General features: G+C 60.2%; 25 protein-coding genes. 15 read left to right on the top strand and 10 right to left on the bottom strand.

The window, feature by feature from the left end; genetic code table 11:
- Positions 1-1,368 (top strand): FAD-dependent oxidoreductase, encoded by a 1,368-nt coding sequence (locus tag CXQ94_RS07185; protein WP_104087760.1) that lies wholly within the window; start codon positions 1-3, stop codon positions 1,366-1,368.
- Between the two features lie 45 nt (positions 1,369-1,413).
- On the opposite strand, the gene CXQ94_RS07180 is transcribed toward CXQ94_RS07185, so the two are convergent.
- Both CXQ94_RS07180 and CXQ94_RS07170 read right to left on the bottom strand, forming a co-directional pair.
- Entirely contained in the window at positions 1,414-2,622 is a 1,209-nt protein-coding gene (locus CXQ94_RS07180; protein ID WP_104087757.1) for an AI-2E family transporter, read from the bottom strand.
- Positions 2,623-3,027: 405 nt separating this feature from the next.
- A complete protein-coding gene (locus tag CXQ94_RS07170; protein WP_104087754.1) occupies positions 3,028-4,494 on the bottom strand; it encodes a polysaccharide deacetylase family protein in 1,467 nt (488 codons plus the stop codon).
- Between the two features lie 211 nt (positions 4,495-4,705).
- Between CXQ94_RS07170 and CXQ94_RS07165 the strand changes: the two genes are divergently transcribed.
- Both CXQ94_RS07165 and CXQ94_RS22155 read left to right on the top strand, forming a co-directional pair.
- A complete protein-coding gene (locus CXQ94_RS07165) occupies positions 4,706-5,353 on the top strand; it encodes a dihydrofolate reductase family protein (RefSeq protein WP_219817004.1) in 648 nt (215 codons plus the stop codon).
- 61 nt (positions 5,354-5,414) lie between these two features.
- Positions 5,415-5,606: a hypothetical protein gene (locus CXQ94_RS22155; protein ID WP_146070247.1), complete on the top strand. Its 192-nt coding sequence runs from the start codon at positions 5,415-5,417 to the stop codon at positions 5,604-5,606.
- 78 nt (positions 5,607-5,684) lie between these two features.
- Here the strand turns inward: CXQ94_RS22155 and CXQ94_RS07160 are convergent, their stop codons facing one another.
- Genes CXQ94_RS07160 through pdhA form a run of 3 tightly spaced genes read right to left on the bottom strand, consistent with a single transcriptional unit; the run spans position 5,685 to position 9,010 of the window.
- A complete protein-coding gene (locus CXQ94_RS07160; protein ID WP_104087748.1) occupies positions 5,685-6,905 on the bottom strand; it encodes a dihydrolipoamide acetyltransferase family protein in 1,221 nt (406 codons plus the stop codon).
- Positions 6,906-6,917: 12 nt separating this feature from the next.
- A complete protein-coding gene (locus CXQ94_RS07155; RefSeq protein ID WP_104087744.1) occupies positions 6,918-7,913 on the bottom strand; it encodes an alpha-ketoacid dehydrogenase subunit beta in 996 nt (331 codons plus the stop codon).
- Complete coding sequence (pdhA, locus tag CXQ94_RS07150) at positions 7,910-9,010, bottom strand: pyruvate dehydrogenase (acetyl-transferring) E1 component subunit alpha (RefSeq protein ID WP_104087740.1); 1,101 nt, start codon at positions 9,008-9,010, stop codon at positions 7,910-7,912. The genes CXQ94_RS07155 and pdhA overlap by 4 nt, the downstream gene beginning before the upstream one ends.
- A gap of 143 nt (positions 9,011-9,153) precedes the next feature.
- On the opposite strand from pdhA, the gene CXQ94_RS07145 reads away from it, so the two are divergent.
- Positions 9,154-9,762, top strand: a complete 609-nt coding sequence (locus tag CXQ94_RS07145) for a TetR/AcrR family transcriptional regulator (RefSeq protein ID WP_104088466.1) — start codon at positions 9,154-9,156, stop codon at positions 9,760-9,762.
- 35 nt (positions 9,763-9,797) lie between these two features.
- Here the strand turns inward: CXQ94_RS07145 and CXQ94_RS07140 are convergent, their stop codons facing one another.
- Positions 9,798-10,679, bottom strand: a complete 882-nt coding sequence (locus tag CXQ94_RS07140; RefSeq protein ID WP_104088464.1) for a helix-turn-helix transcriptional regulator — start codon at positions 10,677-10,679, stop codon at positions 9,798-9,800.
- Positions 10,680-10,811: 132 nt separating this feature from the next.
- Here CXQ94_RS07140 and CXQ94_RS07135 point away from each other — a divergent pair, with 132 nt between their 5' ends.
- The 4 genes from CXQ94_RS07135 to CXQ94_RS07120 are packed head-to-tail and all read left to right on the top strand — an operon-like array spanning position 10,812 to position 13,324.
- A complete protein-coding gene (locus CXQ94_RS07135; RefSeq protein ID WP_104087737.1) occupies positions 10,812-11,228 on the top strand; it encodes an alcohol dehydrogenase catalytic domain-containing protein in 417 nt (138 codons plus the stop codon).
- Complete coding sequence (locus CXQ94_RS07130; RefSeq protein WP_104087731.1) at positions 11,225-12,100, top strand: aldo/keto reductase; 876 nt, start codon at positions 11,225-11,227, stop codon at positions 12,098-12,100. Before CXQ94_RS07135 ends, CXQ94_RS07130 begins: the two co-directional genes overlap by 4 nt.
- A 9-nt stretch (positions 12,101-12,109) precedes the next feature.
- Positions 12,110-12,253, top strand: a complete 144-nt coding sequence (locus CXQ94_RS22500) for a hypothetical protein (RefSeq protein ID WP_181034107.1) — start codon at positions 12,110-12,112, stop codon at positions 12,251-12,253.
- 54 nt (positions 12,254-12,307) lie between these two features.
- Positions 12,308-13,324 (top strand): aldo/keto reductase, encoded by a 1,017-nt coding sequence (locus CXQ94_RS07120; protein ID WP_104087727.1) that lies wholly within the window; start codon positions 12,308-12,310, stop codon positions 13,322-13,324.
- Positions 13,325-13,469: 145 nt separating this feature from the next.
- On the opposite strand, the gene CXQ94_RS07115 is transcribed toward CXQ94_RS07120, so the two are convergent.
- Positions 13,470-13,832, bottom strand: a complete 363-nt coding sequence (locus CXQ94_RS07115; RefSeq protein WP_104088462.1) for a UBP-type zinc finger domain-containing protein — start codon at positions 13,830-13,832, stop codon at positions 13,470-13,472.
- Between the two features lie 309 nt (positions 13,833-14,141).
- On the opposite strand from CXQ94_RS07115, the gene CXQ94_RS07105 reads away from it, so the two are divergent.
- The 5 genes from CXQ94_RS07105 to CXQ94_RS07085 all read left to right on the top strand — a co-directional run bounded on the left by CXQ94_RS07105 (position 14,142) and on the right by CXQ94_RS07085 (position 19,626).
- Entirely contained in the window at positions 14,142-15,269 is a 1,128-nt protein-coding gene (locus CXQ94_RS07105) for a substrate-binding domain-containing protein (protein ID WP_104087719.1), read from the top strand.
- A gap of 134 nt (positions 15,270-15,403) precedes the next feature.
- Positions 15,404-16,717: a sugar ABC transporter substrate-binding protein gene (locus tag CXQ94_RS07100; protein WP_104087717.1), complete on the top strand. Its 1,314-nt coding sequence runs from the start codon at positions 15,404-15,406 to the stop codon at positions 16,715-16,717.
- A gap of 58 nt (positions 16,718-16,775) precedes the next feature.
- Complete coding sequence (locus CXQ94_RS07095) at positions 16,776-17,705, top strand: carbohydrate ABC transporter permease (protein WP_104087714.1); 930 nt, start codon at positions 16,776-16,778, stop codon at positions 17,703-17,705.
- On the top strand, positions 17,702-18,610 hold the full coding sequence (locus tag CXQ94_RS07090; RefSeq protein WP_104087711.1) for a carbohydrate ABC transporter permease: 909 nt from the start codon (positions 17,702-17,704) through the stop codon (positions 18,608-18,610). Before CXQ94_RS07095 ends, CXQ94_RS07090 begins: the two co-directional genes overlap by 4 nt.
- Positions 18,607-19,626 carry a hydroxyacid dehydrogenase gene (locus tag CXQ94_RS07085; protein ID WP_258066826.1) on the top strand — a complete coding sequence of 340 codons (1,020 nt, stop codon included), beginning with the start codon at positions 18,607-18,609 and terminating at the stop codon, positions 19,624-19,626. The genes CXQ94_RS07090 and CXQ94_RS07085 overlap by 4 nt, the downstream gene beginning before the upstream one ends.
- A gap of 511 nt (positions 19,627-20,137) precedes the next feature.
- Here CXQ94_RS07085 and CXQ94_RS07080 read toward each other — a convergent pair.
- From CXQ94_RS07080 to CXQ94_RS07070, 3 genes are all read right to left on the bottom strand, one after another.
- On the bottom strand, positions 20,138-20,338 hold the full coding sequence (locus CXQ94_RS07080; protein ID WP_104087708.1) for a hypothetical protein: 201 nt from the start codon (positions 20,336-20,338) through the stop codon (positions 20,138-20,140).
- Between the two features lie 168 nt (positions 20,339-20,506).
- A complete protein-coding gene (locus CXQ94_RS07075) occupies positions 20,507-22,000 on the bottom strand; it encodes a M17 family metallopeptidase (protein ID WP_104087705.1) in 1,494 nt (497 codons plus the stop codon).
- A gap of 36 nt (positions 22,001-22,036) precedes the next feature.
- Positions 22,037-23,713, bottom strand: a complete 1,677-nt coding sequence (locus tag CXQ94_RS07070; protein WP_258066824.1) for an AbgT family transporter — start codon at positions 23,711-23,713, stop codon at positions 22,037-22,039.
- A gap of 1,013 nt (positions 23,714-24,726) precedes the next feature.
- Between CXQ94_RS07070 and CXQ94_RS07065 the strand changes: the two genes are divergently transcribed.
- Both CXQ94_RS07065 and CXQ94_RS07060 read left to right on the top strand, forming a co-directional pair.
- Positions 24,727-24,972 (top strand): type II toxin-antitoxin system RelE/ParE family toxin, encoded by a 246-nt coding sequence (locus CXQ94_RS07065; RefSeq protein ID WP_258066822.1) that lies wholly within the window; start codon positions 24,727-24,729, stop codon positions 24,970-24,972.
- A gap of 22 nt (positions 24,973-24,994) precedes the next feature.
- Complete coding sequence (locus tag CXQ94_RS07060; RefSeq protein WP_104087699.1) at positions 24,995-25,300, top strand: helix-turn-helix domain-containing protein; 306 nt, start codon at positions 24,995-24,997, stop codon at positions 25,298-25,300.
- Positions 25,301-25,493: the final 193 nt, after the last annotated feature.

The raw sequence follows: 25,493 nt of genomic DNA, 5'->3' as shown, positions 1-25,493 counted from the left end.
ATGACGAATCAACGGAACGACCTGCCAGTTGCCATCATCGGCGCCGGCCCAATCGGCCTGGCCGCGGCCGCGAACATGATCGAACGTGGACTCACGCCCCTGATCTTCGAAGCCGGCGCCGGCGTCGGGGCAGCTATCCGCAACTGGGGCCATATTCGGATGTTCTCTTCCTGGGAACACAACATTGACCCCGCCAGCCGGCGCCTCTTGGAACCCGCCGGCTGGACCGAACCGCGCCTCACGTCCTTGCCCTACGGCACCGAGATCGTCGATGATTACTTGAAGCCATTGGCGGCCGTCCCTGCCATCCAGGATGCGCTGCACCTCGCTTCCACCGTGACCGCTGTGAGCCGCGTCGGCATGGATAAAACCCGCTCCCGGGACCGCGACGAGCAGCCCTTCTTGATCCGCGTCGAATCCGCCGACGGGACGGTGACCGATCACCATGTGCGCGCCGTGATCGACGCCTCCGGCACGTGGGCCCAGCCCAACACCCTCGGACAGGCCGGCCTGCCCGCGCCCGGCGAGCGGGATGCCATCGCCGCTGGACTAATCACCGAGCCCTTGGCCGATGTCACTGGTAAGGGCCGTGACCGCTTCGTCGGCAAACACGTACTGGTCATCGGTGCTGGCCACTCGGCCGCAAACACCCTCATCGCCTTGGGTCAGCTGGCCAAGAACCAACCCGGCACCCGAATCAGCTGGGCCGTTCGCGGCACAAATGTGTCCCGCGTCTATGGCGGCGGGGATCTGGACGGCTTGCCGGCTCGCGGCCAACTCGGCACCCGGCTTAGGGGTCTGGTCGAGGAAGGGCATATCGAACTGCACACCTCCTTCACTACCACCTCCTTCGCCACTACGGATCAGGGTCTGGCCGTCACCGGCATCACCCCCAACGGCGAGGTGACACTCAACGTGGATCTGCTGATTCCTGCAACGGGGTTCCGCCCCAACCTAGAGATCCTGCGGGAAATCCGGCTTGAACTTGACCCGATTGTGGAAGCTCCCCGGGACCTTGGTCCGATGATCGATCCCGAATTTCATTCCTGTGGCACCGTCCCAGCTCATGGGGCCAAAGTTCTGACGCATCCGGACAAGGACTTTTACATTGCCGGGATGAAGTCCTACGGCCGGGCCCCGACGTTCCTGCTTGCCACCGGCTACGAGCAGGTCCGATCCATCGTCGCGGCCCTCGCCGGCGACCAGGCTGCGGCTGACCAGGTCCATCTCGAACTGCCCGAAACCGGTGTCTGTACCACAGACCTCGGCGGGAGTTGCGATGTCCCCAGCGAGGAAACGACGGTCCTGGACGAGGCGTCGTCGTCGTGCTGTGCGGCCCCGGAACCTGTTCTGACTCGGGTGGAGTAATTCAAGTGCCTAGCGCAGGCGGGGATCCCATGGGCCGGTTTGAGACTACTCCTTCGCTTGGCCGGCCTCGGGCTCAGTCGCGCCCGGTGGCTCGATTGCAGCCGTGGTCGTTGCGGCTGAGGCTGCTGCGAGCTGGTCCCGTCCAGTCCAGATCTTGATGATGGACCAGCCGACGGCGGTGAGCGGCACCGCAAGAAGGGCGCCGACCAACCCCGCCAGAGTGGTCCCGGCGGCGAGGGCCAGGAGAATGACCAGGCCATGGATGCGTAGGACTTTGCCCATTAGCAGCGGCTGCAAGACATGGTGTTCGAGCTGGTTGGCGCCAACAAGGATGATGACCACCACAAGGGCGGGGACAGGTCCGTTAAAAATCAGAGCCACCACTACGGCCAAGGTTCCGGCTGCAGTGGCGCCGATGATCGGGATGAATCCACCGATGAACACGAACACGGCTAGCGGCAGCGCCAGGGGTACGTGCATGATGGTCAGGCCCACGCCGACGATGAGAGCGTTGGTCAACGCCACCAGCGCGGTGCCGCGAACGTATCCGCCCAGAACGACGGCGCATCTATCCGCCGCAACATGAGCCTTCGTCCGTTGGGCTACGGGAAGGAATCCGAACAGGAAGATTCGTATCTTTTCCCCATCTTTGAGGAAGAAGAACAAGATGACAGCCATCAGGACTGCCCCGACGGCGACTTCGGCGGCAACGCGGAGCCCGGTCAGGGCTTCGCTACCAAAGGCGGCGCTGAGGATGAATTTTTGTATGGAGTCACGGATGGAATTGATCTGCTCATCGGTGATCGGGTAGGGGCCTTGGACAAGCAACCCGTGCAGACGGTCGATCCCGACGTCGGCCTGGGCTGATAGGTCTTTTGCCTGGGACCGGATCAGGAAGACGATGCCGGTGATCACGCCGCCGAACACGGCCAGGATGGCCACGAACGATGTCAGCACCGCTGCGGCCCTTGGCCAACGGTGTCCAGTGAGCCAGTGGACCATCGGGCCGATCGCCGAGGCAAGGATGAGGGCTAGGAGGATTGGGGTGACTACCACGGGGACTCGTGTGAGCGCCCAGATGACCACCGAGACGAGGGTCAGAACCAGCAACGCCTGGGCGGCACGGATCGCGGACCGCCCCAGCGCGTCGCCCCAGATTGCGGGCAGTCCCCGTGCGAATGACCCGCCACGGGTATCCGCGGGTGACTCGGGGGGTAGCGGCTCTGCCGGTCCGTTGCTTTGAATTTGCGCCATGGAGGCAATTCTTGCACCGCAAAGGCCAAGATGGTGGCAGTCCGGGGGACTACCTGCCGCGTTTTATAGCCAGGGAAGTTCTTCAGGGTGTACTTTCAGAGCAATTGGCTCCGGAAGTCTCCGTTGACCAAGCAGCATTGTGGGCCCGCGTCAGTGCGAGCGACATGGAACCGGCACGGATGGGAGATGGCGATGGCTGACATCGTGAACTACTTCGAGGTTGGATCGCCCGGGCCGAAGCGCTGGGTGCAAGCGTCGCCGTCCCGTTCGTTGACAACGGGACCATAGAGTTCGCCCACATCGTAGACCCGCAGGGCAACCGCTTCGGCGTATGGCGGCCAAAGCAAATGGACTGAACCGCTGGGCCCAGAGCACGGGCTTGCACGAGGAACAGCCGGTTTTCAGCTACCTGCCTGGGGAGGGTGTGCAGTCTTTGCCATGCCCGCGGCAGCTGAAGACTTGCCCGGGTTGCAGGGCGATGCCGGAGAAGAGCTGTGGGACCGTCACCAGATTGTAGCCAGCGCGCTGCAGGTCCGCGATGACCTCAGGCTGGTGATCAACGGTAGTGGCATGGATGTCGTGTTCGAGGATGACGGCGCCGGGGAAGACCTGGTTCATGATGGCCGGGATGTACTTGGCAGGGTCTCGGCTGAGCCAGTCTTGGGAATCGACAGACCATAAAATGATGGGCATTCCCACGTTAGTCCGGACCATTTGGTTCACACCGCCATATGGTGGGCGCATTAGGGTTGACTCTTCCCCTGTTGCGGCCTTGATGGCAGTGTTGGTCCGCTGGATCTGGTCGACGACGGCGCCCGGGCTGAGTTTGCGCAGGTCAGGATGGTTCCAGGTGTGGTTGCCGACAGAGAATCCGGCGTCGTGCTCGGCAGTGACGAGCTTCGGGCTGTAGTTCACGGCGCCTCCGACGGTGAAAAACGTGGCCCCAACTCCCGCCTGCTCAAGCATCGTCAAAAGTCGGGGCGTGGTCGCCTGGGAGGGACCGTCGTCGTAGGTCAGGGCGGCACAGGCAACGATGTCACAGTTGATGTGTCTGAGGACTTTGGGTTCCGGGGTGGGCGGCTGCCACGGCAGGGCGGCCGCGTCCTGGACACTGCGACCCAAGCCGCTCAGCCAAGGGCGGACGGTAGCAGCCGGAACTGTCACGGTTCGAAATTCGGTGTCGGCTAGGGGCGGGGCAACGTTGGGAACGGTAAGGGTCAGATTCCCTGCATCGTCGAACGCTAGATCCGTGAACACCACGGGTGTTAAGTCGCTAATTCGTGGCGAGGCTTTAGCCAGTGCGGATAGTTGATCATGGTGCGCCGGGGCGATCAGCTCTGCTGAGGAAACGGTTGTCCCCGTCCCGGAGTCGTAGACGACCGTTTCCTCAGCCGTGGCTACTGGGCCCCGCCCGGATGGTGGTGCTGTCCGAAGGCGACCAATGAGAAATGTACCGCCAGCGTGTGCCAGCGATCCCCGGACTATTAGCTCCGTGGCACTCGGGGTGGACGTTTGGGCAGGTCTGACCGCGGGCTGGTACGGTCCGCCGGTGTACTTGTCCAGTTCGGCCAGCAGCTGCTTGTCGATGGCGGCATTGAAGCTTGTTGCCCCGTCCATGTAAACCCACGAGCCCGACGCTTTCGGAGCCTGCAGATTCATGGGGTATGCGCCTGCGACCGTCGACAAGTCCCGCTCATTGGGCAAGGGAGCCATCCAGGCACCGGGCGTCGGTGGGGCGGTTGACTGTTCGGAGGGTGCCGGTGCGGGAGGGGTGATTGGTGCGCAGGCGGTGACCATGGCCAGCACCACGACGGCGGCCAGGGCTCCGGTTCGCCGCAGGAAGACGAGAGCGGAGGGCGAAGCGTGGGTCATGAAACTCCAGACACGGGCGGGATGAGCTGAGCCAATTGTTCCACGGTGAGGTTAACGAACGAACACGGCAGGCCCGCGCCCAAGCGACCTGGCGTTGGCCATTTGGTGAATCCTTATCCGGATGTTCGCGGATCTATCAGTTAATCCTTGACGCCTGCTGCCTCCCCAAGGTAGTCCTTGCATAACGCATCCACTACCGGGAGGACCTTTAATCATGACCGTTCGCGTCGACCTCAACATCTCATTGGACGGCTTCGCTACAACCACCGATGCCACCCCTGAAAATCCGTTCGGTGACGACTGGGGGCGCCTGGTTGCGGCCTACACAGCCACACGTACCTTCCGCGAGCGGGTGCTCCACGACACCAGCGGGGAGGGGACAACCGGCGTCGACGATAAGTATGCAACCGCGTACTTTGAAGGCATCGGCGCAGAGATCATGGGCGCTGGGATGTTCGGGCTGCATAACTTTCCGGACGACCCCGACTGGATTGGTTGGTGGGGCGAGGAGCCTCCCTTCCGGGTCCCCGTGTTTGTGCTGACTCACACTCCCCGCGCCCCCATCGAGATGGCGAACGGCACGAGATTCGAGTTCGTGAACCCCAGCAGCCCCCAGGAGATTTTGGCGCGCGCGCAAACCGCTGCCGGTGGAAAAGACGTCCGCATCGGGGGCGGACCCACTGTTGCGCGAGAGTTTTTGCGAGCGGGGCTCGTCGATCAGCTGCACGTTGGCATAACACCCATCGTGCTTGGTAGCGGTATCCGGCTCTGGGATGATCTGCGCGGATTCGAGGCTGGCTACAGAGTGACAACGGAGACAGATCCGAGCGGTACCATTCACGTCACATACCGCCGCTGAGCCCGTTCCTCACAATTGGCTCGACGTAACACCTGCAACACCAACGGTCCACAGTCCTCGAGTGAGCTATCTTGGCGGATTCCTTACGGGAGCGTTCGTGTTCGACCGGGCAGAGCCGTCGTCGGCGCTTGATATGAATTTCACCTTTGAGGATGAAGGAAGTGGGGACGGGGAAGACTGGTACTACGTGCGTGTGCGCCAGCACAATGACCAGTACGCGTGGAGTTCCCCGATCTGGGTCGAGGCGCTGTAGTCCCACTTGCTCGAGGTCCCGCAGTTTCTGGCTGCGGGACCTCGTCGAATACACGCCAGGGAAGCTGCCTCCACGGGCTCAAGCGAGGATCGCGAGGGGTTGGGCCAGAAGACCAACCAGTGTCTGAAGGAAAGCGGCGCCGTCCGCGCCGTCGATGATGCGGTGGTCGGCAGACAACGTTAGACGCATCCGGTGGCGGGGCACCATGCCACCGTCCATGACTACCGGTTCCCGGGCGGATTGTCCGACGGCGAGAATGGCACCTTCGGGTGCATTGATAATGGCAGTGAATGATTCCACACCGTACATGCCAAGGTTGCTCACGGTGAAGGTGCCGCCGCTCATTTGGGCAGACTGCAGTTTGCGGTCCCGGGCTGCAGCGGCCAAGGCCTTCGCCTCTTTTCCCAGCTGTGAGACCGGCTTGAGCGCCGCGTCCAGCAGCACAGGAACGACTAGGCCGGCTTCGGCGGCCATGGCGACCCCAATGTTGATGCGACTGTGGAGAAGCTTTTGGCCGCCGTCCTCGGGGGAGTAGGAAGCGTTGATCCCGGGGTGTCCCACCAATGCGAGGGCGCTGGCTCGCACAATGAAGTCATTCATGCTCACCTTGGGCAGCCCTAAGGCCTGCCGTTGGGTGTTGATTTCTTCGCGAAGCTGGACCAGTTCCTCGACGTCTGCCACTGCTGTCAGGGAGAAATGCGGGATGGAATGACTGCTGTCGCTCAACCGGGAGCTGATGACTTTTCTGGTGCTCGTGAAGGGAACGGCGAGCGAGCCCTTCAGACCGTTCAAGACGGTGTTCGATTCTCCCTCGACGTTCCCACCGGCAGGGTTCGACTCATTGTCGCTTCGTTGTGCGGCAGCCTGCACGTCGGATCGCACTATTCGCCCGCCGGGACCGCTTCCGGTGAGACGTTCCAGTGCCACCCCGCGTTCTTTGGCATCCTTTCTCGCCAGAGGTGAAGAGAACGTGCGGGCGATTGATGCCCGCGGGTGGTTAAGCTCGGGATTCGGGGCAGGCGCCTCCTTTTGTGTCTTCGCGGCGGGCGGTGTGGTTTCACGTTTGCCATCGTCGAGAACCGCAATCACGGCGCCGATCCTGGCCCTTTCCCCTTCTGGGATCAGCACTGAATGAAGGGTTCCGGCTTCATAGGCCTCGTGCTCCATGACCGCTTTGTCGGTTTCAATTTCAACGAGGATGTCGCCAATGTTGACGAGTTCGCCGGGCTTCTTGAGCCAGGCGTTGATCACGCCCTCCTCCATGGTGTCGGAGAGACGGGGCATCTGAATTTCAATCATGGTGTTTGTCTCCTAAGCGCGCCGGGCCACGGCGGCGAGTGTTTGGCGGATGGCCTCTGCGGCGTCCTGCGCGGATGGCAAGGCAGCAGTTTCGAGGGATTTCGCATAAGGCATGGGCACCTCGGCCATGGCGACCCTTCGAACGGGAGCGTCCAGCCAGTCGAATGCGCCGTCGGATATGGTCGCCGCGATTTCGGCGCCAATGCCGTAAGTCAGCCAGTCGTCCTCGAGCACCACGGCGCAGTGGGTCTTTTTGACGGAGTTAATGATGGTGTCCCGGTCCAGGGGCCGGAGGCTGCGCAGGTCAACCACTTCGACGTCGATTCCATCGCTTTCCGCAAGCTGGCGCGCTACGTCAAGGGCGACGGCGGCCATCCGGGAGTATGCGACAACCGTGATGTCGGCTCCTCGTCGGGTGACGGCGGCTTTCCCAATTTCTGCGGGCGTATTGTGTTCGGGCACCTCGCCTTTGGTGTTGTAGAGGGCAAGGTTCTCCAAGAAGAGCACTGGGTCATCGTCACGGATCGCGGCCAGCAGCAGGGCCTTGGCGTCGGCAGGGCTGCTGGGGGCCACCACCTTCATTCCGGGAATGAAGGCGTAGAAGAGCTCGATGTTTTGTGAGTGCGTGGCACCTAGTTGCTGTCCGCCACCTCCTGGAGTGCGGATGACCATGGGTACCTTGGCCTGCCCGCCGAACATTCCGTAGATCTTGGCGGCATGATTGACAATTTGATCTATGGCGATGAGGGAGAAGTTGATGGTCATGATCTCCACCACCGGGCGCAACCCGAGCATGGCGGCACCAATGGCTGCCCCAGTGAATCCTTCTTCGGCAATCGGCGCATCCCGGACTCGTTTCTCACCAAACTCGGCGAGCATGCCCTGGGTGATCTTGTAGGAGCCTTCAAACAACCCAATTTCCTCGCCGATGAGGAATACCTTGCTGTCCCGGCGCATCTCTGCCGCCAGAGTGTCATGGAGCGCCTGCCTGTAAGTCATTATTGTCATGCGTGCTGTCCTAGCTGGGAAAAGGGAGCGGGTTCGAACAAGGGTTCGCCGGGAAGTCGCCTGGAGTCGTTCGGCACCGGGGTGGCATAGGTATAGTCGAAGAGGGTCTCCGTGGATGGGGGCGGGCTCGTCTCGGCAAATGTCACCGCCTCTTGGACCATGGTGAGGGCTTGTGCATTAATGAGGGCGATGTCCTGTTCGGATAACAGACCGGCAGCAACCAGTGTGGCCGCGAATCCCGCTACGGGATCGGTATCCTTCAACGCGGCAGTCTCTGCGGGCGTCCTATATTTCGCCGGGTCGACTACGGAGTGTCCACGAAGGCGCTTGCTCATGGTTTCTAGCAGGAAGGGCTTGCCGGCGCGGGCGCTGGCGAGTGCCAGCAGTGCGGCATCCCGGACGGCGAGCGGATCGTTGCCATCGACTCGTGCCGAGGCCATTCTGTAGGAGGCTGCACGCTTGTAGATCTCGGGTTCCGCGGACGACTTCTCCACGGTGGTGCCCATGCCAAGTCCGTTGTTGATGACAACGAAAACGATGGGCAGGCCCCACAATGCGGCGATATTCAGGGATTCGTGGAAGGCTCCGATGTTTGTGGTGCCTTCGCCCATGATGCACATGACAGCTTCCCGGCCGCCCTCATAGTCAATGGCCAGCGCCGCACCGGTTGCCAAGGGAATCTGCCCACCCACAATGCCGTAGCCGCCCAACAACCGGGCTCCCATGTCGAAAAGGTGCATGGAACCACCCCAGCCCTTGGAAACGCCGTCGGACCGTCCGTACAACTCGGCCATGATTCGCCCAGGAGCTATGCCCCGGCCGAGCGCATACCCATGTTCTCGGTAATTGGTGAACAGGTAGTCATTCGTTTCCATCGCGGACATCAAGCCCACCACTGTGGCTTCTTCGCCAAGGTTTAGGTGGCAATAGCCGCCAATTTCGGCCTGCGTGTAGGCCCGTGCCGCTCTCTCCTCGAAGCGCCGAATCTCCACCATTTGACGATAAAAATCCAGTTGTTGCTCGGGCTTGGCGGAATCCGGCTGGTCATGCGGTGCTGGTGCGGTGCCGGGTCCACTTTTGGCGCGGGGGGATCTCATGAAAGTCTCTTTCGTTCGCTCTCGTGGAGCCAAGGAATCTTAGGTCACCTGATGATGGCGGCAACCACGTAATGAAACTAAATCGTATCATTATAGAATGGCTACGGGCGCACCTCGCGGCCACTTCCGCCGCAAAGGACGCCATGCTCGAGAACCCCACCACCGGCAGCCGGAAAAAGGGACGACCCAGTGAAGATGAACGGGAAGACCGCAAGACCGCAATCCTTGATGCAGCAGCGCAACTTTTCATTCGCAACGGATATGGACAAACCACCGTAGATCAGCTGGCGTCGGCGGCTCAGGTCACCAAACGCACCATTTACTCCTACTTCGGCGACAAGTCTGCGGTTTTCGCGGCCGTCATTGAACGCTTCCGTCTTGACTCGGTATCCGGCAGTCCGACGAAGGCGGATTCCTTGGCGGAAACTAGCGCCAGAATTGTTTACGCTCTCCACTCGGAGCATGCCGTGGGATTGCATCGGTTGATGATCGCCGAGGCCGCCCACTTTCCAGAACTTGCTGCAGCGTTCTATGCCAGTGGACCCAGCGGCTACATGGCGTCCATAGCCGCGATGCTGCCCGAGCCGGTGTCGCCAAGCGAAGCCGCTTGGATTTCCGAGGCAGTGTTCGGATTGCTGCTTGGCGAACAGCATCGTAAACGCTTACTGGGCTTGTCAGCTGCTCCCGACATGGAAGCCGCCCGCAGGCACGCCAATGAAACACTTCGGATACTTGGATTGTCAGTTCCCTAGGCCAGAACGCAACACCAAAGCACCATAGGGGCGATCTATTGGTTCTCCTCGGCAGAAACCACCGAGGTTTCGCGCGGGGTGGCGGCCCAGCTGGCCAAGACTTTCAGTGCATCTTCGGACGGCGTCCCGGGCTCTGCCGTGTACACGTTGATGCGCAGCCCCGGGTCGCCGGCCAGCTCCAGCGCTTCGAAGCTCAGATCCAGGTCACCCACGATCGGGTGGTGGAGTCGCTTTCGGCCGGTGCGGTGGTATTTGACATCGTGTCTGGCCCACCGGGTGCGGAATGCCTCACTGCGGGTTGAAAGTTCACCGATGAGGTCCGTGAGGTCTCTGTCATAGGGGTTTTTCCCAGCCGCGGAGCGCAAGACGGCGACGACGTCGTCCGCTGCACGTTCCCAATCGGCGAAGAAGTCCTGCGCTTTCGGGCTAAGGAAGGTGAACCGTGCACTGTTCGGCGGCCCGGGCGCCTCTGCCATCATGTCCAGGTAAAGGGCCCGGCCGAGTTCATTGGTGGCAAGGACATCCCCGCGGTCGTTGCGAACCCAGGCTGGGGCCGTGGTGATTGAATCAATAACGCGCTGCACGCTCGGCCGCACCGTCTGGGGGCTGCGCTTGCGTCGCGCACGCGGGGAAGTGGTGGCGGCGCGTGCTAGGTCGAAAAGGTGGGCCGTTTCGGCGTCGTCAAGCTTCAGAGCCCGGGCGAGTCCCTCGATGACGCCGTCGGAGGCGCCGGAGAGGTTCCCGCGCTCCAGACGGACGTAGTAGTCCACGCTCATCCCGGCCAGCATCGCGACTTCTTCGCGACGCAGGCCAGCCACCCGGCGGTTGCCGCCGTAGAGCGGCAGTCCGGCCTCCTCGGGCGTGATCTTGGCTCGTCGGGAGGTCAGGAACATCCGCACGTCATCGCTGTGTGTCATGGCATCCACGCTACGCGGTAGCTGCAGTTTGAGGGAGGGAATGGCAGTACCCGGATCAACAGAGTCTCCCATCCAGCCCTCTTCGGGTGTTGACTGGAAATCATTCCACGACGGACTCTAAGGATCCCCACTATGCGAGCAGCCTTGATCTACGGCGCAGGCGAGATGCGTGTTGAAACCGTGACCAAACAAGCAACCCCAGACGGTGCCAGGATGGGCCATGAGTTTGTGGGCATCGTTGAAGAGCTCGGTCCGGCCGTGACGGGTTTGGCGGTGGGCGACGTCGTTATGGCACCCTTCGTCACCTCCTGCGGCGTCTGTGATTTCTGTTTGGAAGGATTACAAACCTCGTGTCGGAATGGTGCCCACTGGGGAGGGAAGGACGACGGCGGCCAGGGCGAGTATGCCCGTGTCCCGCAGGCGTCAGGCACGCTTGTGATGGTCCCGGAAGGCTTGGATGAGGTGCCGGCTGGCTACCAGGCAATGGCCAACCGTCAAGCACTGAAAGTCATCGTTCGCCCGCAACTAGAGAAAGGTCAAGAATCATGAAATTCACACTCAATAATGGTGTCACCATGCCGGTCATCGGCCTCGGCGTCTTCCAGACTCCGCCCGAAGTCACCATGGATGCCGTCACCACGGCGCTGGAGACCGGATACCGGCACGTTGATACCGCCGCGGCCTACGGCAACGAGCGTGAGGTGGGCGAGGGTATCCGCCGTTCCACGGTTGACCGCTCGGAGATCTTCATCGAAACCAAGATGTGGATCAGTGACTATGGCTACGAGCAGACCCTGCACGCTTTTGACAAGAGTGCTGGAAAGCTCGGCGTCGAACAGTTGGACCTGTTGATCCTGCACCAGCCCCTTTCCACCGATTTCACCAAGACCATCGAGGCCTACAGGGCGCTGGAGAAGCTGCTGGCGGACGGGCTGGTGCGCGCCATTGGAGTCAGCAACTTCATGCCAAACCATCTGCGTGCGCTGCGCGAGCAGACCACAGTGGTTCCCGCCGTTAATCAGATCGAATTGCACCCGTACTTCACCCAAACCAAAGTGCAGCAGGCCAACAAGGAGCTGGGCATTCTGACACAGGCTTGGTCACCAATCGGCGGTATTACCTCCTACCGGGGAGGCAATACCAGAAGCACTTTCAACGATCCAATCATCGTCGACATTGCCGAACAACATGGCAAAAGTGCCGCCCAGGTCATGCTGCGTTGGCAGCTTCAGTTGGGGCATTCTGTCATTCCAAAGTCTGTCCGTTCCGAGCGGATCGCCCAGAACTTCAGCGTCTTCGACTTCGAACTGGATCTCGCACAGATGAGCGCCCTTTCGGCTCTCGATACCGGCGTGCGGGGTGGACCCGATCCTGACTCCATCACCCTGGCAGCCTTCGGCCGTGAGATCCCCGAAGCATGAGCGGGGGAATTGGCACCGTATTGGTCGTGGGAGCTACCGGCAGCGTGGGCCGGAAATTCCTCAGATGGCGTCATGGCTCGGCACCAGATTGCCCCCGTGCTGGTGGGCAGTCTCGCCTCCGACGCCGCCGAACCGGAGACACGTGCGCCGTGATCTCAGGGCACTAACGAATCAGAAATACTGACCAACCACAAAGAGGAGCACCTCATGGATTACCGCTTATTGGGCCGCACCGGCCTGGAAGTTAGCCCGTTGTGCCTGGGCACAATGATGTTCGGTGCTTGGGGAAACAAGGATGCGGATGATTCCATCCGAGTCATCCACCATGCGATGGATGCCGGCATCAACTTCATCGACACCGCTGATGTGTATTCGGCTGGAGAATCGGAGGAGATTGTTGGGCAGGCGCTCCAGGGGCGCCGCGATGACGTCGTGCTGGCCACCAAGTTCTTCATGCCCATGGGGGAGGGGCCTAACCGCAGCGGTGGGTCACGGAAGTGGATCATGCAAGCGGTTGAGGACTCGCTCCGGCGGCTAGGCACGGACTACATCGATCTCTATCAGGTACACCGTCCCAGTGCCCTGATGGATGTTGAGGAAACGCTCGGTGCCCTGACGGATCTAGTCCATCAGGGCAAGGTCCGCTACATTGGTTCCTCGTCCTACTCCGGCAGCCAGATCGTCGAAGCGCAGCTTGCCTCCCGCGAGGGCCGTCTGGCCCGTTTTGTGACAGAGCAGCCACCGTACTCGATTCTTGTCCGAGGCATTGAGGAAGACATCCTGCCCACTACGCAACGGCACGGTATGGGCACCTTGACGTACAGCCCGCTGGCCGGTGGCTGGCTGTCCGGGAAATGGCGTAAAGACGCTGCGCCAGTACCCACATCGGGTGCGCGACCCAAGGCTCGATTCAACATGGAGAGTCCGGCCAACCAGCAGAAACTCGACGTCGTCGAGGCGTTGGCGCAGCTGGCCGAGGACGCCGGGATGAGCCTGATAGAGCTGTCCATTGCTTTCGTGATCAACCATCCTGGCGTCACGTCCGCGATCATTGGGCCGCGGACGATGGAGCAGATCGTCTCTCAGCTACCCGCCGCCGATGTGAGGCTCTCCGCTCAGGTCTTGGATCGAATCGATGAACTGGTGGCGCCGGGGCGTACCTTGAATCCTGATGACGACAGTTATGGCGCCAATGAACTGCTGGCGAAGGCGCGTCGGCGCTGAGCAGCTCAATAACATCCTGTGACTGTCCGGCGAGTACTAATGGAGCCCGACGCCTACTGGCCACGACGTAGCCATGAATGCTGCAGTGATTGTTGGAGTTGAATCCTTGAAGGGTAGGTGTGGAGCACTCCGGCGCGAAGCCACACTAATTCAGGTGATTGCGCCAATCAATTGGTACGCGTTCGGCGGGCCCGGGCACTGTTTGGGTGATCGGGTGGCTGGTGGGCGGAAGCATCTCGGGGCCGTCGAAAAAGGATGAATCCGCATAGTTCCAGAACCAGTCTTCGCCGGGTTCGAAGCTGCCGATGATTGGATGCCCACTTGATTGGGCGTGGGCGGTTGCGTGCTGGGATGGAGAGGTGTCACAACACCCGATGTGGCCGCATTGGGCGCAACGGCGCAGGTGGAGCCACCAACCGGACGTGGCTTCACATTCGACGCAACCGGTTCCGCTGGGCTGAACAGAAACATCGATTCCATTTTGGTCGTCCACGTGGTCATCTCCCATGAATTCAACGCGCATCCGGATGCCCATACTTTACGCTCGCCGTGCCTCCGACGGAAGGAAAGTTCTGAGGGGCGTTTCGTGGCACCAGACGCTTATGGCAGGTATCCGCGCAAACGATCCGGGACGATTCCAAGAGCCGAGCGCACTCGCCGAATGGGCACCGAAAATCGCACAGCAGCAATTCGCACTGATCTCCGATCTGGTCTCCCGCTTGGCAGCGTTGACCGTAACAACCTTGACTTCCAGATGGAAGTGCGTTCTAGTTCATATTGTTCATTTGAACAAAGTGAAACGAGCAGGGAGCTAGCCATGTTGTCGAATGACCGCCGAGCCCAAATTCTGCGCGAACTCAAGCGGCACGGTTCTTTCAATGTCACCGAATTTGCGGCCAGGGTGGGCATATCGGGAATGACCATTCGGCGGGATTTGGAGTCGCTGGAGGGCCAAGGAGCCCTGCAACGCGTTCACGGCGGGGCCATCCCAGTACCCGCTTCCCAGCGGCCCGACGTAATTGGGCAAGGGCGTCAGGCCGGCAGCATGCAAGTTCCGGCAGTCCAAAGAGTCCGAATGCCGGTTCGCACCATCGGCATGGTGATGCCCAGCGCCAGCTACTACTTTCCCTCCGTCATCAGGGGGGCCGAGGAGGCAGCCCGGGATTTGGGGGCCCGGATCGTCTTGGCCGTGTCCAACTACTCTCAGGCAGAGGAAGAGCGTCAGATCCAGCGTCTGCTGGCCAATGGTGTTGACGGGCTGATTGTCACCCCCAGCCGTGAAAGTCTCTCAGGAACCCGGACATTGGAGTTGCTGGCTGCCGCGGAAATCCCCATCGTCATCGCGGAACGGCCCATAGACGACGTACTTGACGAGGTTCAGCTCGAGTCCGTTCGAAGCGACCATTCCCGTGGCGCCGAGATTGCCGTGAACCACCTTCTGGATCTCGGCCACACCAAGATTGGCCTATGCGTGCGCGAGACGAGCCCGACAACCACCAGGGTGCGGATCGGTTACCGGCAGGCACTCGACCGGGCAGGAGTATCCCGAACTGAATCCATGGAACAGTTCATGACACTTGAGCAGGAGGCGCCAGGCGGCCTGCACGCCTACTTCGAAGACAGGGTCGACTGGGTTGTCAGTTCCGGTTTCACGGCACTGTTGGTGCTCAATGATGAGGACGCGCTGGCTTTGGTGGACAGCTGCCAAGCACGCGGCTTGAGTGTCCCCGGGGACATAGCCATTGTGGCGTACGACGACGAGGTGGCCTCCATGGGTGCCGTGCCCCTGACCGCCGTGTCACCTCCGAAGCACGACGTGGGCTACCAGGCCTTGCAGATGTGCCTGAGCCGCATCGAATCGGCACCCGCCAAGGCTCCTGCCATGAAGCAGGTTACGCTCTCACCGCGGCTTGTGGTCAGGGAGTCCTCTGCTCCGCTGGGGTGAGCCCTTAACCGTCCTTGTTTACTTATGTTCATTTCACTGAAAATGTTCAAGTTTGAGTGTTTTATGGATACAGCGCATGTGTCCCCGCACACATGAACATGCACAGTGCATCTATGAATTCAAAGGAGAACAAGATGAAGCGTCGCAGCCTACTTATTGGCGCAGCAGGTCTTTTTGGCACAGGTCTTCTCATGACCGCCTGCGGAACCGATGACAATCAGGCAGTAACCAATGCTCCGGCTGCTGCCCCCAAGGGTGAGGTCACCTTCTGGTCTTCCTTGGCCGGCATGGACAAGGTGACGGAAGCTTTCAACGCCAGCCAGAGCGACATCAAGGTCACCTTTGAATCCGTGCCCAACGGCGCCAGCGGCGGCTATGCCAAATTGTCCACAGCCATCACGGCAGGCAACGGCCCCGATGTCTCGACCATTGAGTACGCAAACCTTCCCCAGTTCGTTAGCAACGGACAGGTTGAGCCGCTCGATAAGTTGGTTGACAAGGCTGCAAGCGTTGACAAGTATTACGAGCAGATTCGCGGCCTCGTCCAGTTCGGCGGAGCGACCTACGGTCTTCCTTATGACGCTGCCCCGATGATCATGTGGTACCGCAAGGACCTGCTGGACAAGGCCGGCGTCGGGGTCCCCAAGACATGGGCCGACTTTGAGGCCGCTGGCAAGGCGCTGCAGCAAGCAGTCCCCGGCACTTATCTGGCCAGCTTTAACCCTAATGAACCGACGGTCACAGCAGCGCTGGCATGGCAGGCGGGCGGCAAGTGGTTCAGTGCCGCCGGTGACAGCTGGAAGGTCGGCATCAACGACGCCAGCAGCAAGAAGATTGCAGATTTCTGGCAGAAGCTCATTGACGCCAAGATCGTGAAGGTTGAGCAGTCCTTCAGCGATGAGTGGAGCATGGACCTGGCCAAGGGCAATGTGGCCGGTGTTCTCGGTGCAAACTGGAGTGCCACTGGCATCCAGAAACGCGTTGAGGGCAGCGACCAAAAGGGTGCCTGGATTGCAGCTGAAGTCCCCAACTGGGGCACGCCCGCAGGCGCCTTCTATGGAGGTTCCAGCTTCAATGTCGCCAAGGGCAGCAAGAACCCGGCAGCCGCCGCGAAGTTCATCCAGTTCCTGGCCACGGACCAGGCAGCTGTCGCCGCTCGTGGGAACACCGGCTCGGCCTTCCTTGCTTTCCCAGGCTTGACCGCAACGGCACAGAAGGCCTATGACGCCAGCTTCTTCGGCAACGATATCTACGCCGTATTTGAGGCTGCCTACAAGGTCATCACACCGGGCTGGCAGTGGGGCCCGAACTGGGAGATCACCAATACGGCCATCAAGGACGCGTTCGGCAAGTTGAGCACCAGCTCCACCATCGGTGCCGCACTAGATTCGGCCCAAAAGGCCACCGTTGAGGGCCTGAAGCAGACTGGCCTATCCGTCACCCAGTAGTTATTCGGCGGGCCGCCTTCACCACGGAGGCGGCCCGCTCCAGCTAGGAGAGCAACCAATGGCCATCAAGGCTCACACATCCATGGCGCCCAAGAAGCGCACCGCCACAGGAAATAGCGGCAGATCCGCAGCCCTCTTTCTCACCCCATTTTTCGCCGTTTTCGCTGTGGCCATGGTCGCCCCGGTGGTCTACTCCATTTGGCTGAGCTTCTTTTCGGAACAGAAATCAGGCCTCGGTTTCGGTGCATCCGTTACCAAGTTTGTGGGACTGGAAAACTACGTTCAGGTCCTCCAGTCAGAAACTTTTGTCAGCGGATTGGTGCGGCTGCTGATGTATTGCGCAATGTACATCCCGCTCATGGTGGGTGGCGCCGTCGTTTTTGCACTGCTGCTGGACGCTGGCGTTGCCCGCGCCAAGAAGCTGTTCCAGCTACTTGTTTTCTTGCCGCATGCCGTCCCCGGCGTGATTGCCGCGCTCATTTGGGCCTACCTTTACACACCAGGCATCAGCCCCTTGGTTCAGGTGTTGGCCAGCGGCGGCATCCAGCTGAATTTTCTTGACGCCCATTTGATTCTGCCCTCGGTGGTGAACATAGCTGTCTGGGAATGGACGGGCTACAACGTCATCATCCTCTTTACCGCCCTGCAGGCCGTGCCCAAGGAAATTCTCGAGGCAGCCCGCGTGGACGGTGCGGGGGAGGCCCGCCTCTCCCTGAACATCAAGTTGCCGCTGATTCTGCCGGCGTTGAGCGTAATCATGTTGTTTACCATCATTGGCACGTTGCAGCTGTTTACGGAACCCACCATTATTGCCAAGGCCACAAATTCCATCACGAGCACATGGGTACCAAATATGTGGGCCTACGACGCCGCATTCAACCGGCACAATCTCAACCAGGCCGCGGCGGCCTCCATCATCATCGCTCTGCTGGCAGCCGTTCTCTCCTTCATCGTCACTCGCTTCAGCAACAAGGCGGACAAATCATGAGCACCCAAACCCTGACCCGTCCCGAGTCGCCACGCATAGAATCCAACGGCAAGCGCGCGTCCAAGCGCGACGGCGGGTTTGCCAGCAAGTTCACCGTTAATGGTCTGCTGATTCTTGGGTCTGCCTACATGGTGGTTCCGGTCCTGTGGCTGGTTTTTGCCTCAACCAAGAACACCGCCGACCTTTACGGCACTAGCGCCTTCTCCTTTGGCGACTTCTCGTTGGTGGACAACATCGTCAACGTTGCAAAGCAAGACGGAGGCGTGTTCTTCCGTTGGATGGCCAACTCGGTGATTTACGCCGGATTTGGCGCCGTCGTGGGAGGGCTGATCGCCGTCATGGCTGGCTACGCCTTCGACAAGTTTCAGTTTCGCTGGAAGGACTCCCTGTTTGGCGTGGTCCTGGTGGGAGTACTCATCCCCAACACCGCCACGGTGCTGCCCATGTATATGCTCGCATCTCAGGTTGGGCTCACCAACACCATGTGGGCTATCTTGATCCCCGTCATGTGCAACCCGTTCGGCGTTTATCTGGCCCGTGTCTACAGCGCCGGATATATCCCCAACGAGACCCTCGAGGCCGCGCGCGTGGATGGTGCCGGTCCCGTCCGTACCTTCTTTTCCATCGGCCTGCCCATGATCATGCCCGGGTTCGTCACCATTGGCTTGTTCCAGTTTGTTGGGGTGTGGAACAACTTCATGCTGCCCCTGGTCATGCTTCAGAACCAGCAGCTCATGCCCGTAAGTGTGGGCATTTCCATCTGGCAGGGCTATGCTGTGCCTCTGCCCGATTTTGTCCCCATGGTCATTACGGGCTCCATGCTTTCGATCGTGCCGTTGCTGGCGGCGTTCATCATGTTGCAGCGGTTCTGGAAGTCGGGTATGACGGCAGGAAGTGTCAAGTGAGCTCTCGCAGTGAACCCTTGAAGGTTGCTCTGGCCATGCCGCGTGTGACGGCAGACCTCATCTTTCCGCCAGCCATGCTTGACGCCTTGGCTGGCCATGTTGAGCTGCTGCGCCTTGCGCCTTTGGAGGAGTTTCACAGTCAAGAGTCGCGTGCCATCCTGGCGCAAGCTGACGCGCTCATCACAGGCTGGGGCTGCGCCATGATCGACGAGGCTGTCCTTGCCGCAGCGCCACGGCTGCGCTATATCCTGCACTCGGCTGGCACTGTAAGAGATCACGTTGGCCCCGCATGTTGGGAACGTGGCATCCAGGTCAGCACTGCAGCCCAAGCCAACTCCATTCCCGTCGCCGAATACACGCTGGCCATGATTCTGCTGGCCAACAAGCGTGTGCTGCAGGTTGCCAGCCTCTTGCGCGCCCGCAAATCTCTGGTTGACGCCCAGCTGGAATTCCCCGACATGGGTAACTACCGCAAACGTGTGGGTATTATCGGGGCCTCCAAGATCGGCCGGCACGTGATCCGCCTGCTTCAGCCCTTTGAACTGGATGTGGTGGTGGCCGACCCCTACCTGTCGGAGGCCGAAGCTGCAGAGCTGGGAGTTTCCAAGCTGACTCTGGCGGAGCTTGCCGCCACCTCGGATGTCATCAGCCTGCACGCACCATCCCTGCCTTCAACGAAAAACATGATTGATGCGCAGCTCATTGATAGTTTCCGCCCTGGCGCAACGTTTATCAACACCGCAAGGGGTGAGCTTGTCGACCAGGACGCACTGCTTCGTCGCATTGAACGGGGGGACCTCTACGCCGCTTTGGATGTCACCACTCCATGGGAGCTGCCGGCCGACTCGGCGCTGTACACCCACCCCAACGTCCTGTTGACTCCGCACATGGCGGGATCACTGGGCACGGAACTTGAGCGCATGGCTGTCAGCACGGTGGAAGAAGCTGCCAGATTGGCGCGCGGCGAGGAGCTGAAGTTTAGGCTGCAGCCTGGTGCCTTGAACCTGACTGCCTGAGCCGTCCTTGTCCAAGGACGCAGTTAGTATGGGTGCCCACCAGTGATTGGTGGAGCTGTGGACTAGGCCACCGGCTGTCCGGGCATCAGGACTGCGGACCTGAGCTGGAGTCAGGGTTTACACTTCCTGGAGTTTCCAGGGATTTTGCCGGGAGCCGGGCCCATAATGCCTGATCGCCTCCAAGATGCTTGCTGCGTGCAGCTTCGTACTGACTTCCCCTTCCGGCGCAGGCGGTATTCGGTGACCTTCTTGGTGGGTGCGAACAGGTTCCTACGAAGGTTTACCAGCGGCCAGAGCTCGACGGGCAGGCCCAGCCCGGTGTCGTAGTCATACGTCGGCGGTCCCGACGTCCGGGCCACGCACGGACCGGTCCTCGCCGACACATACGCGACGATTTCCTTCTTCGTGATTTCCCCAGGTGCAGTATCGGTGACGGTCGAAAAGTGAGCCACCTGTTCTGGACGATTGGCTGAGTTACTACAGTGAAAGAATGGGCGCTGATTCGACGGCCTCATTCGGGAAATCGAGAACGGCGAAATCCAGACACCTTTTTGGGATTGAACGCTGCCAATGATGAGCGACGCTTGCTGAAGGAGATGACCAGAACCTCGGGAAAATTCAGCTGAAATTGATGGGCAAAAGATGGCTGCTTCTTGTGCGCCTGCGATGTCCTCCGGTGATTCGGCTGCGGGTTTTCCAAAAGCAGGGTCATCAGTGATCCTCCTCGAGGCGTTCAGCTCACCGTCCGTGGCTACCAGTTCACGCTGAGGTCTGGGGCAATACGGCAGGAAGCGTTGAACCCGATGCATGCTGCCGAGTCGAACGCTCCTCTGGTAATCGGGCAAGCCCCTGCGGATGGGTGATGGAACCGGGCCGCCGCCTAGTTGACTCCAGGGGATTCAAACTGCAGTGCCAGTTCGGCCAGCAGTCGTGTGCCGAATGCTGTGGGTCCGCGGGGGATCCACCGGCTCGTTGCCGGGGCTTGTGCTGTGCCGGCGATGTCTATGTGTGCCCAGGGTGTTCCAGCTACAAATTCCTGCAGGAAAAGTCCGGCGGTGATCGAGCCAGCATTGACGCCGCCGATGTTTTTGATGTCGGCAATGTCCGAGTCGAGCTCGGCGCGCAGGCGCGGTGGCAACGGCAGCCTCCACACTGGTTCATCCGTTGCTTTTGATGCTGCCTCAACCTGTGCAAGCATGCTCTCGTTGTTGCCCATCAGTCCGGCGATTTCTGTGCCGAAGGTGCGTAGGCAGGCTCCGGTGAGGGTTGCAATATCGACGATCGCGTCCGCGCCAGCTTCTACAGCCAGTACGAGCGCGTCGGACATGACCAGGCGGCCCTCGGCGTCGGTGTTAAGCACCTCGACGGTCTTTCCGCCACGGGTGATGAGCACATCACCCAATTGCATGGCCGAACCCGATGGCATGTTGTCGGTGCACATCAGGTATCCGGTAACCTCGGCGGTGCAGCCAAGCTGGGCAAGTGTCGTCATCGCTCCTAGAATGTCTGCCGCGCCTGTCATGTCGTTTTTCATCTGGGAGTGCGAGAGGTCCCCGGGTTTGAGGCTGATGCCTCCGGAGTCGTACATGACGCCTTTTCCCACCAGAGCGAGGTGCCCTGTAGGGGTGCCGTTTGGGCGGTAGTGCAGCACGATCATGCGCGGTGGCTCCACCGACCCTTTGTTGACACCCAGCAACCCTCCGCAGCCAAGTTCTCCGAGTGCATCCTTGTCGAACACTTCAACATCGAAGCCGAATTCCGCTCCGAGGGACACGGCAACCTCTGCCATCCGCGTTGCGGTGAGCATCCCAGCCGGGCTAGTGGCGAGGTCTCGGGCGAGCATGGTTGCGAGTGCCGTTACGCGTCCGCGCTCGGCGCCACCTCGTGCGTCGGCCAAATCCGCCTCGTTGACGACGAGCGCAAGTTCCTCGACCCTGACGCTGAGTGCTGGTGTGGTTCGCAGGTCAAAGTGGTAGCGCGCCAGGAGAACGCCCTCGACGACGGCGGCGGCCGCGGCACCGACGTCGAGGTTTGAAAGATCCTTGAGGAAAATCGCCAGGCGCCGCGCATTGCCAGTTGCGCTTGCGAAGGCAGCCGCAGCGTCGCGGGCGCCTGTGATGTCCAGGGAACCGGTTTTGCCTATGCCGATGGCAACAAGTGTGACTGGACTAGCGGGGACGGTTAGCGCAGCACCGATCTTGGCGTTGAAACCGGCGCGGGTAAGCGCATCGGTGTCGACGCCGAGAACCTTCGGGGCCTGTCCGTCGATGGACACGGGAATTCCAATGGCATCGACATCTGGGGTGTCACCGGTGACAACATGCACGGTAAAAGGGGCGGTGTGGGAGGGGATGACGGCGTCCGTGGTGTTCATCGTTGGCAGGCCTTTCTCAGGATCCGTGGTGTTGTCTTACATGTTCACCGGGGCGCCGGGACCCCAAGGTATGCCCAGCAGGAACCAGGCGGCGAAGAGGACGACCCATGCAATCAGGATCCACATTGTGTAGGGGACCATCAGGGCAATAACTGTGCCGATTCCGGCGTCCTTCTTGTAACGTTGGGCAATCGTGACGATGAAGGGCATATAGACCATCAGCGGGGTCAGGACGTTCATGGGGGAGTCGCCCACCCGGTAGGCGGCCAGTAGCGTTTGGGGGGCGACGTTGAGCGAGGCGAAAATGGGGAGGAATATTGGGGCAAAAATCGCCCATTTTGGAACCAGACCGGGAAGGATGATGTCCAGCACGAAAATCACCAAGACAAAGGCGATGAGCAGCAAGACGGCCGGGATGCTGGCCCGTTCGAGTAGATGGGCAGCTTCGACGGCGGCAACCGTAGGCAGGTTGGTCCAGTTGAACAGGGCGATGAACTGGGAGATCATCAAGAACATGATGAGCAGCCCGCCGAGGCTGCCGAATGTCTTCGCGATCGCCCCCACCACTTCGTCGCCGCCACGCAGGGTCTTCGCGCCCAGGCCGTAGAAGATGCCGCAAATCAGGAACGCCAGGGAGATGATAAAGATCAGGCTCGCCATGAACGGCGTCGCCCCGATGAGTTCCCCGGTTGCGGTGTCACGCAGCGGAGCACCTGGGGGCAGCGAGATGGCCAGCACGCCGACGACGACGGCGACGAGGGCCCAGAGCGCGAACTTCAGTCCGCGAGCTTCCGCGTTCGCATCAACTTCTTCTTCGGCATTAGCGGCAAGAGGATCGGCCAGTTCGTACTTGCCCAGTCGGGGCTCAACAATCTTGACGGTGACGAGAACGGCCACCAGAGTCAGGACTATCGAGGAGACGATGCTGAAGTAGAAGTTCGCGGTAACAGAGAGAGGCGCGGCCCCAATGTTGCCGAGGGCTTCATTGGTAATCTCGGTAATCATTGAGTCCGAAGGCGTGATCAATATGTTGACCCCGAAAATGGCGCCTACACCTGCAAATGCGGCCGCCATGCCGGCCAGTGGGTGCCGCCCAACGGAGAGGAACGCAGCCGCGGAGAGCGGGATCAAGATCAAGTACCCGGCATCGGATGCCACGGAGGAAAGCACACCGACGAAGATCAAAATAAAGGCGAGCGACCAGCGCGGGGCCACCTTCACTATCTTTCGAATCAGTGCCGCCATGAGGCCTGCATGTTCGGCGACGCCGACACCAGCCATGGCGACCAGCACCACAGCAACGACGCTGAACGCTGCGAAGTTGTCCACGAATGAGGAGAAGAAGACCTGAAGGCCGTCACCTGAGAGCAGGTTCTTAACGGCGAAAGTCTGCTCGCTGACGGTATAGTCCGGCAGCGTCACAGGCATGCCAGTTGCCGTGTCGAACGGCACCAGGGTCCCGCCCAAGGCGTCGTTGAGGTGTTGGAGCTGTTGGGTCGGCACCGGGGTCATGACTTTGTCAGATACTTTGACATTGGCCCACGACAGGATCGCCGACAGAACTGCCACAAGTGCAATCAGGTACACAAACATGATGGTGGGGTTTGGAATCCTGTTTCCCAACCGTTCAATGGAATTCAGGAACCGACCGGATTCGTTACCTCGGATAGTACCTGATGCTTTTGCCTCGCTACTTGCCCCATCTGATGACACGGAAGACTCCTGAACATGGTGGAGGTGCCATCGGAACTGACGACACTTGGTCGATTCGGGCCTTTTCATGCACAGCCTAAGAGGGCGCCAAGGCAAATACAAGGGGATGAGTTGATTTGTAACACGAGCAAGCGAAACGGTGCGGGCCTCGATTCCAAAATCCTCGCGACTGGCTGATGCGCGTCCAGGATCTGTTGACCCACGATGGCGAACGCGTATTTTGGTGGCCGTTCTTCTTACGGTTCAGGCAATGCGCTTGAAATGACGGAAGACTCGCTCAATTGCTTGCTCACGCCGCTGTCAGGCCTGTGTTTGCGGCGATCGAAAGGCCAATTGTTGCGCGCAACTGCTGGCCGCATTCGGGAATGTAATATCCGCGGAATCTAGCCACTTTTTGCGACTGAACGCTGAAAATGATGAGCGTCACGTGCTGAAAAAGATGACCAGAAACTCAGGAAAAGTCTGTTGAATTAGATGAGTGAAAGATGAGTTGCGGCAATCCCAATCCCCGTAGTTTTAGACTTTCGAGGTATATCCGCAGGTCGGGCCAAGTTGTGCCCCGGGCGGGAATCGAACCCACGACCAAGAGAAACTCAAGACACTCATGCCAACAGCCTCCATGGACCGCCAAAAACCGCCAGTTTCCGGGGGAGTGTGGGACCACGGGCCCCTTTGACATGCCAAGGATTGGCGTGGGTTTTCGTTGAAAAACGTGAATAAAACGTGACGAGGCTCTGCAGCGTAGCGACGGAGCTGTTGTTTGATGGCCGTTTGCAGGTTCATCAGCATGGCTGGTGACATGTCACCGTTTGTCGTGGGCGGGCCGTGCTGTGCCAACAAACCCTGTCGTTCAGAGAATGGTTTTGTCTTATGTCGGAGAGTGCCCGGTCTGACGGTCAAGTCTGATTCTTGGTGGCGTTTTCGGGTGAGGTGTGATCTTGAATATCAAGACATCAGAGAGGGTATTGGCCCCTGGCATGGCTGTTCGGTCTGGATGACGACCTGATGCGCAAGTGGGCGCTGCCCTTGAGTTGTTGGCCGAGCGTGGCCCGCAGCTTGGCCGGCCCCTGGTGGATACCGTTGTCCGGTCGCGGCACAAGAACATGAAGGAACTGCGGCCAGTGTCAAGCGGGTGTTGTTTGCCTTTGATCCGCAACGTCAGGCGATATTGCTCGTGGCCAGCGACAAGGCTGGAAATTGGTCTAAGTGATACGCGAAGATCATTCCGGTCGCTGATAACTTGTTCGATGATCATGTGAAGACTCTGAAAGGAGAGGCGTGATGACAACGTCCATGGAGGAGGTGCTGGCGAAGCGTCCGGTCGATCGGGCGGTTGTGGAGGGGCATAAGAAGCGGATGCTTGATGAGGTTCGTGCCTATCGTCTGCGCGAACTCCGGGAAGCATCCGAGCTGACCCAGGTCCAGCTTGCCGGGCGTCTGAACGTCACCCAGAATCGGGTGTCACGGATAGAGCAAGGTGACATTGACCGGGCTCAAGTCGACACACTGCGCAAATATGTTGAAGCTATCGGAGGTACTTTGCGCATCGAAGTCGAGCTCGGCGACGAACGCATCCAAATCGCCTAAATCTTCGAAAGCGCAGGAGTGCTTGCGACGGCTTCGTCAGTGCAGGTAGGACCGTCGGGCCATTGCCGTCATGGCGCCAGTATTCGGAATCAATATGCCGCGCCCAGCTCCCGACGGAAGCCCCGGAAACTACCGTCTCGAATGCGCCATACCCGCACCGGGCAGTATTGCCGGGGTCATAAGGCATACGTGT

The organism is Arthrobacter sp. GMC3, assembly GCF_002929305.1.
In the GTDB taxonomy this organism is placed as follows: domain Bacteria; phylum Actinomycetota; class Actinomycetes; order Actinomycetales; family Micrococcaceae; genus Specibacter.
The sequence above is the reverse complement of the archived record's forward strand: the minus strand, read 5'-3'. Positions and strand labels throughout refer to the sequence as shown.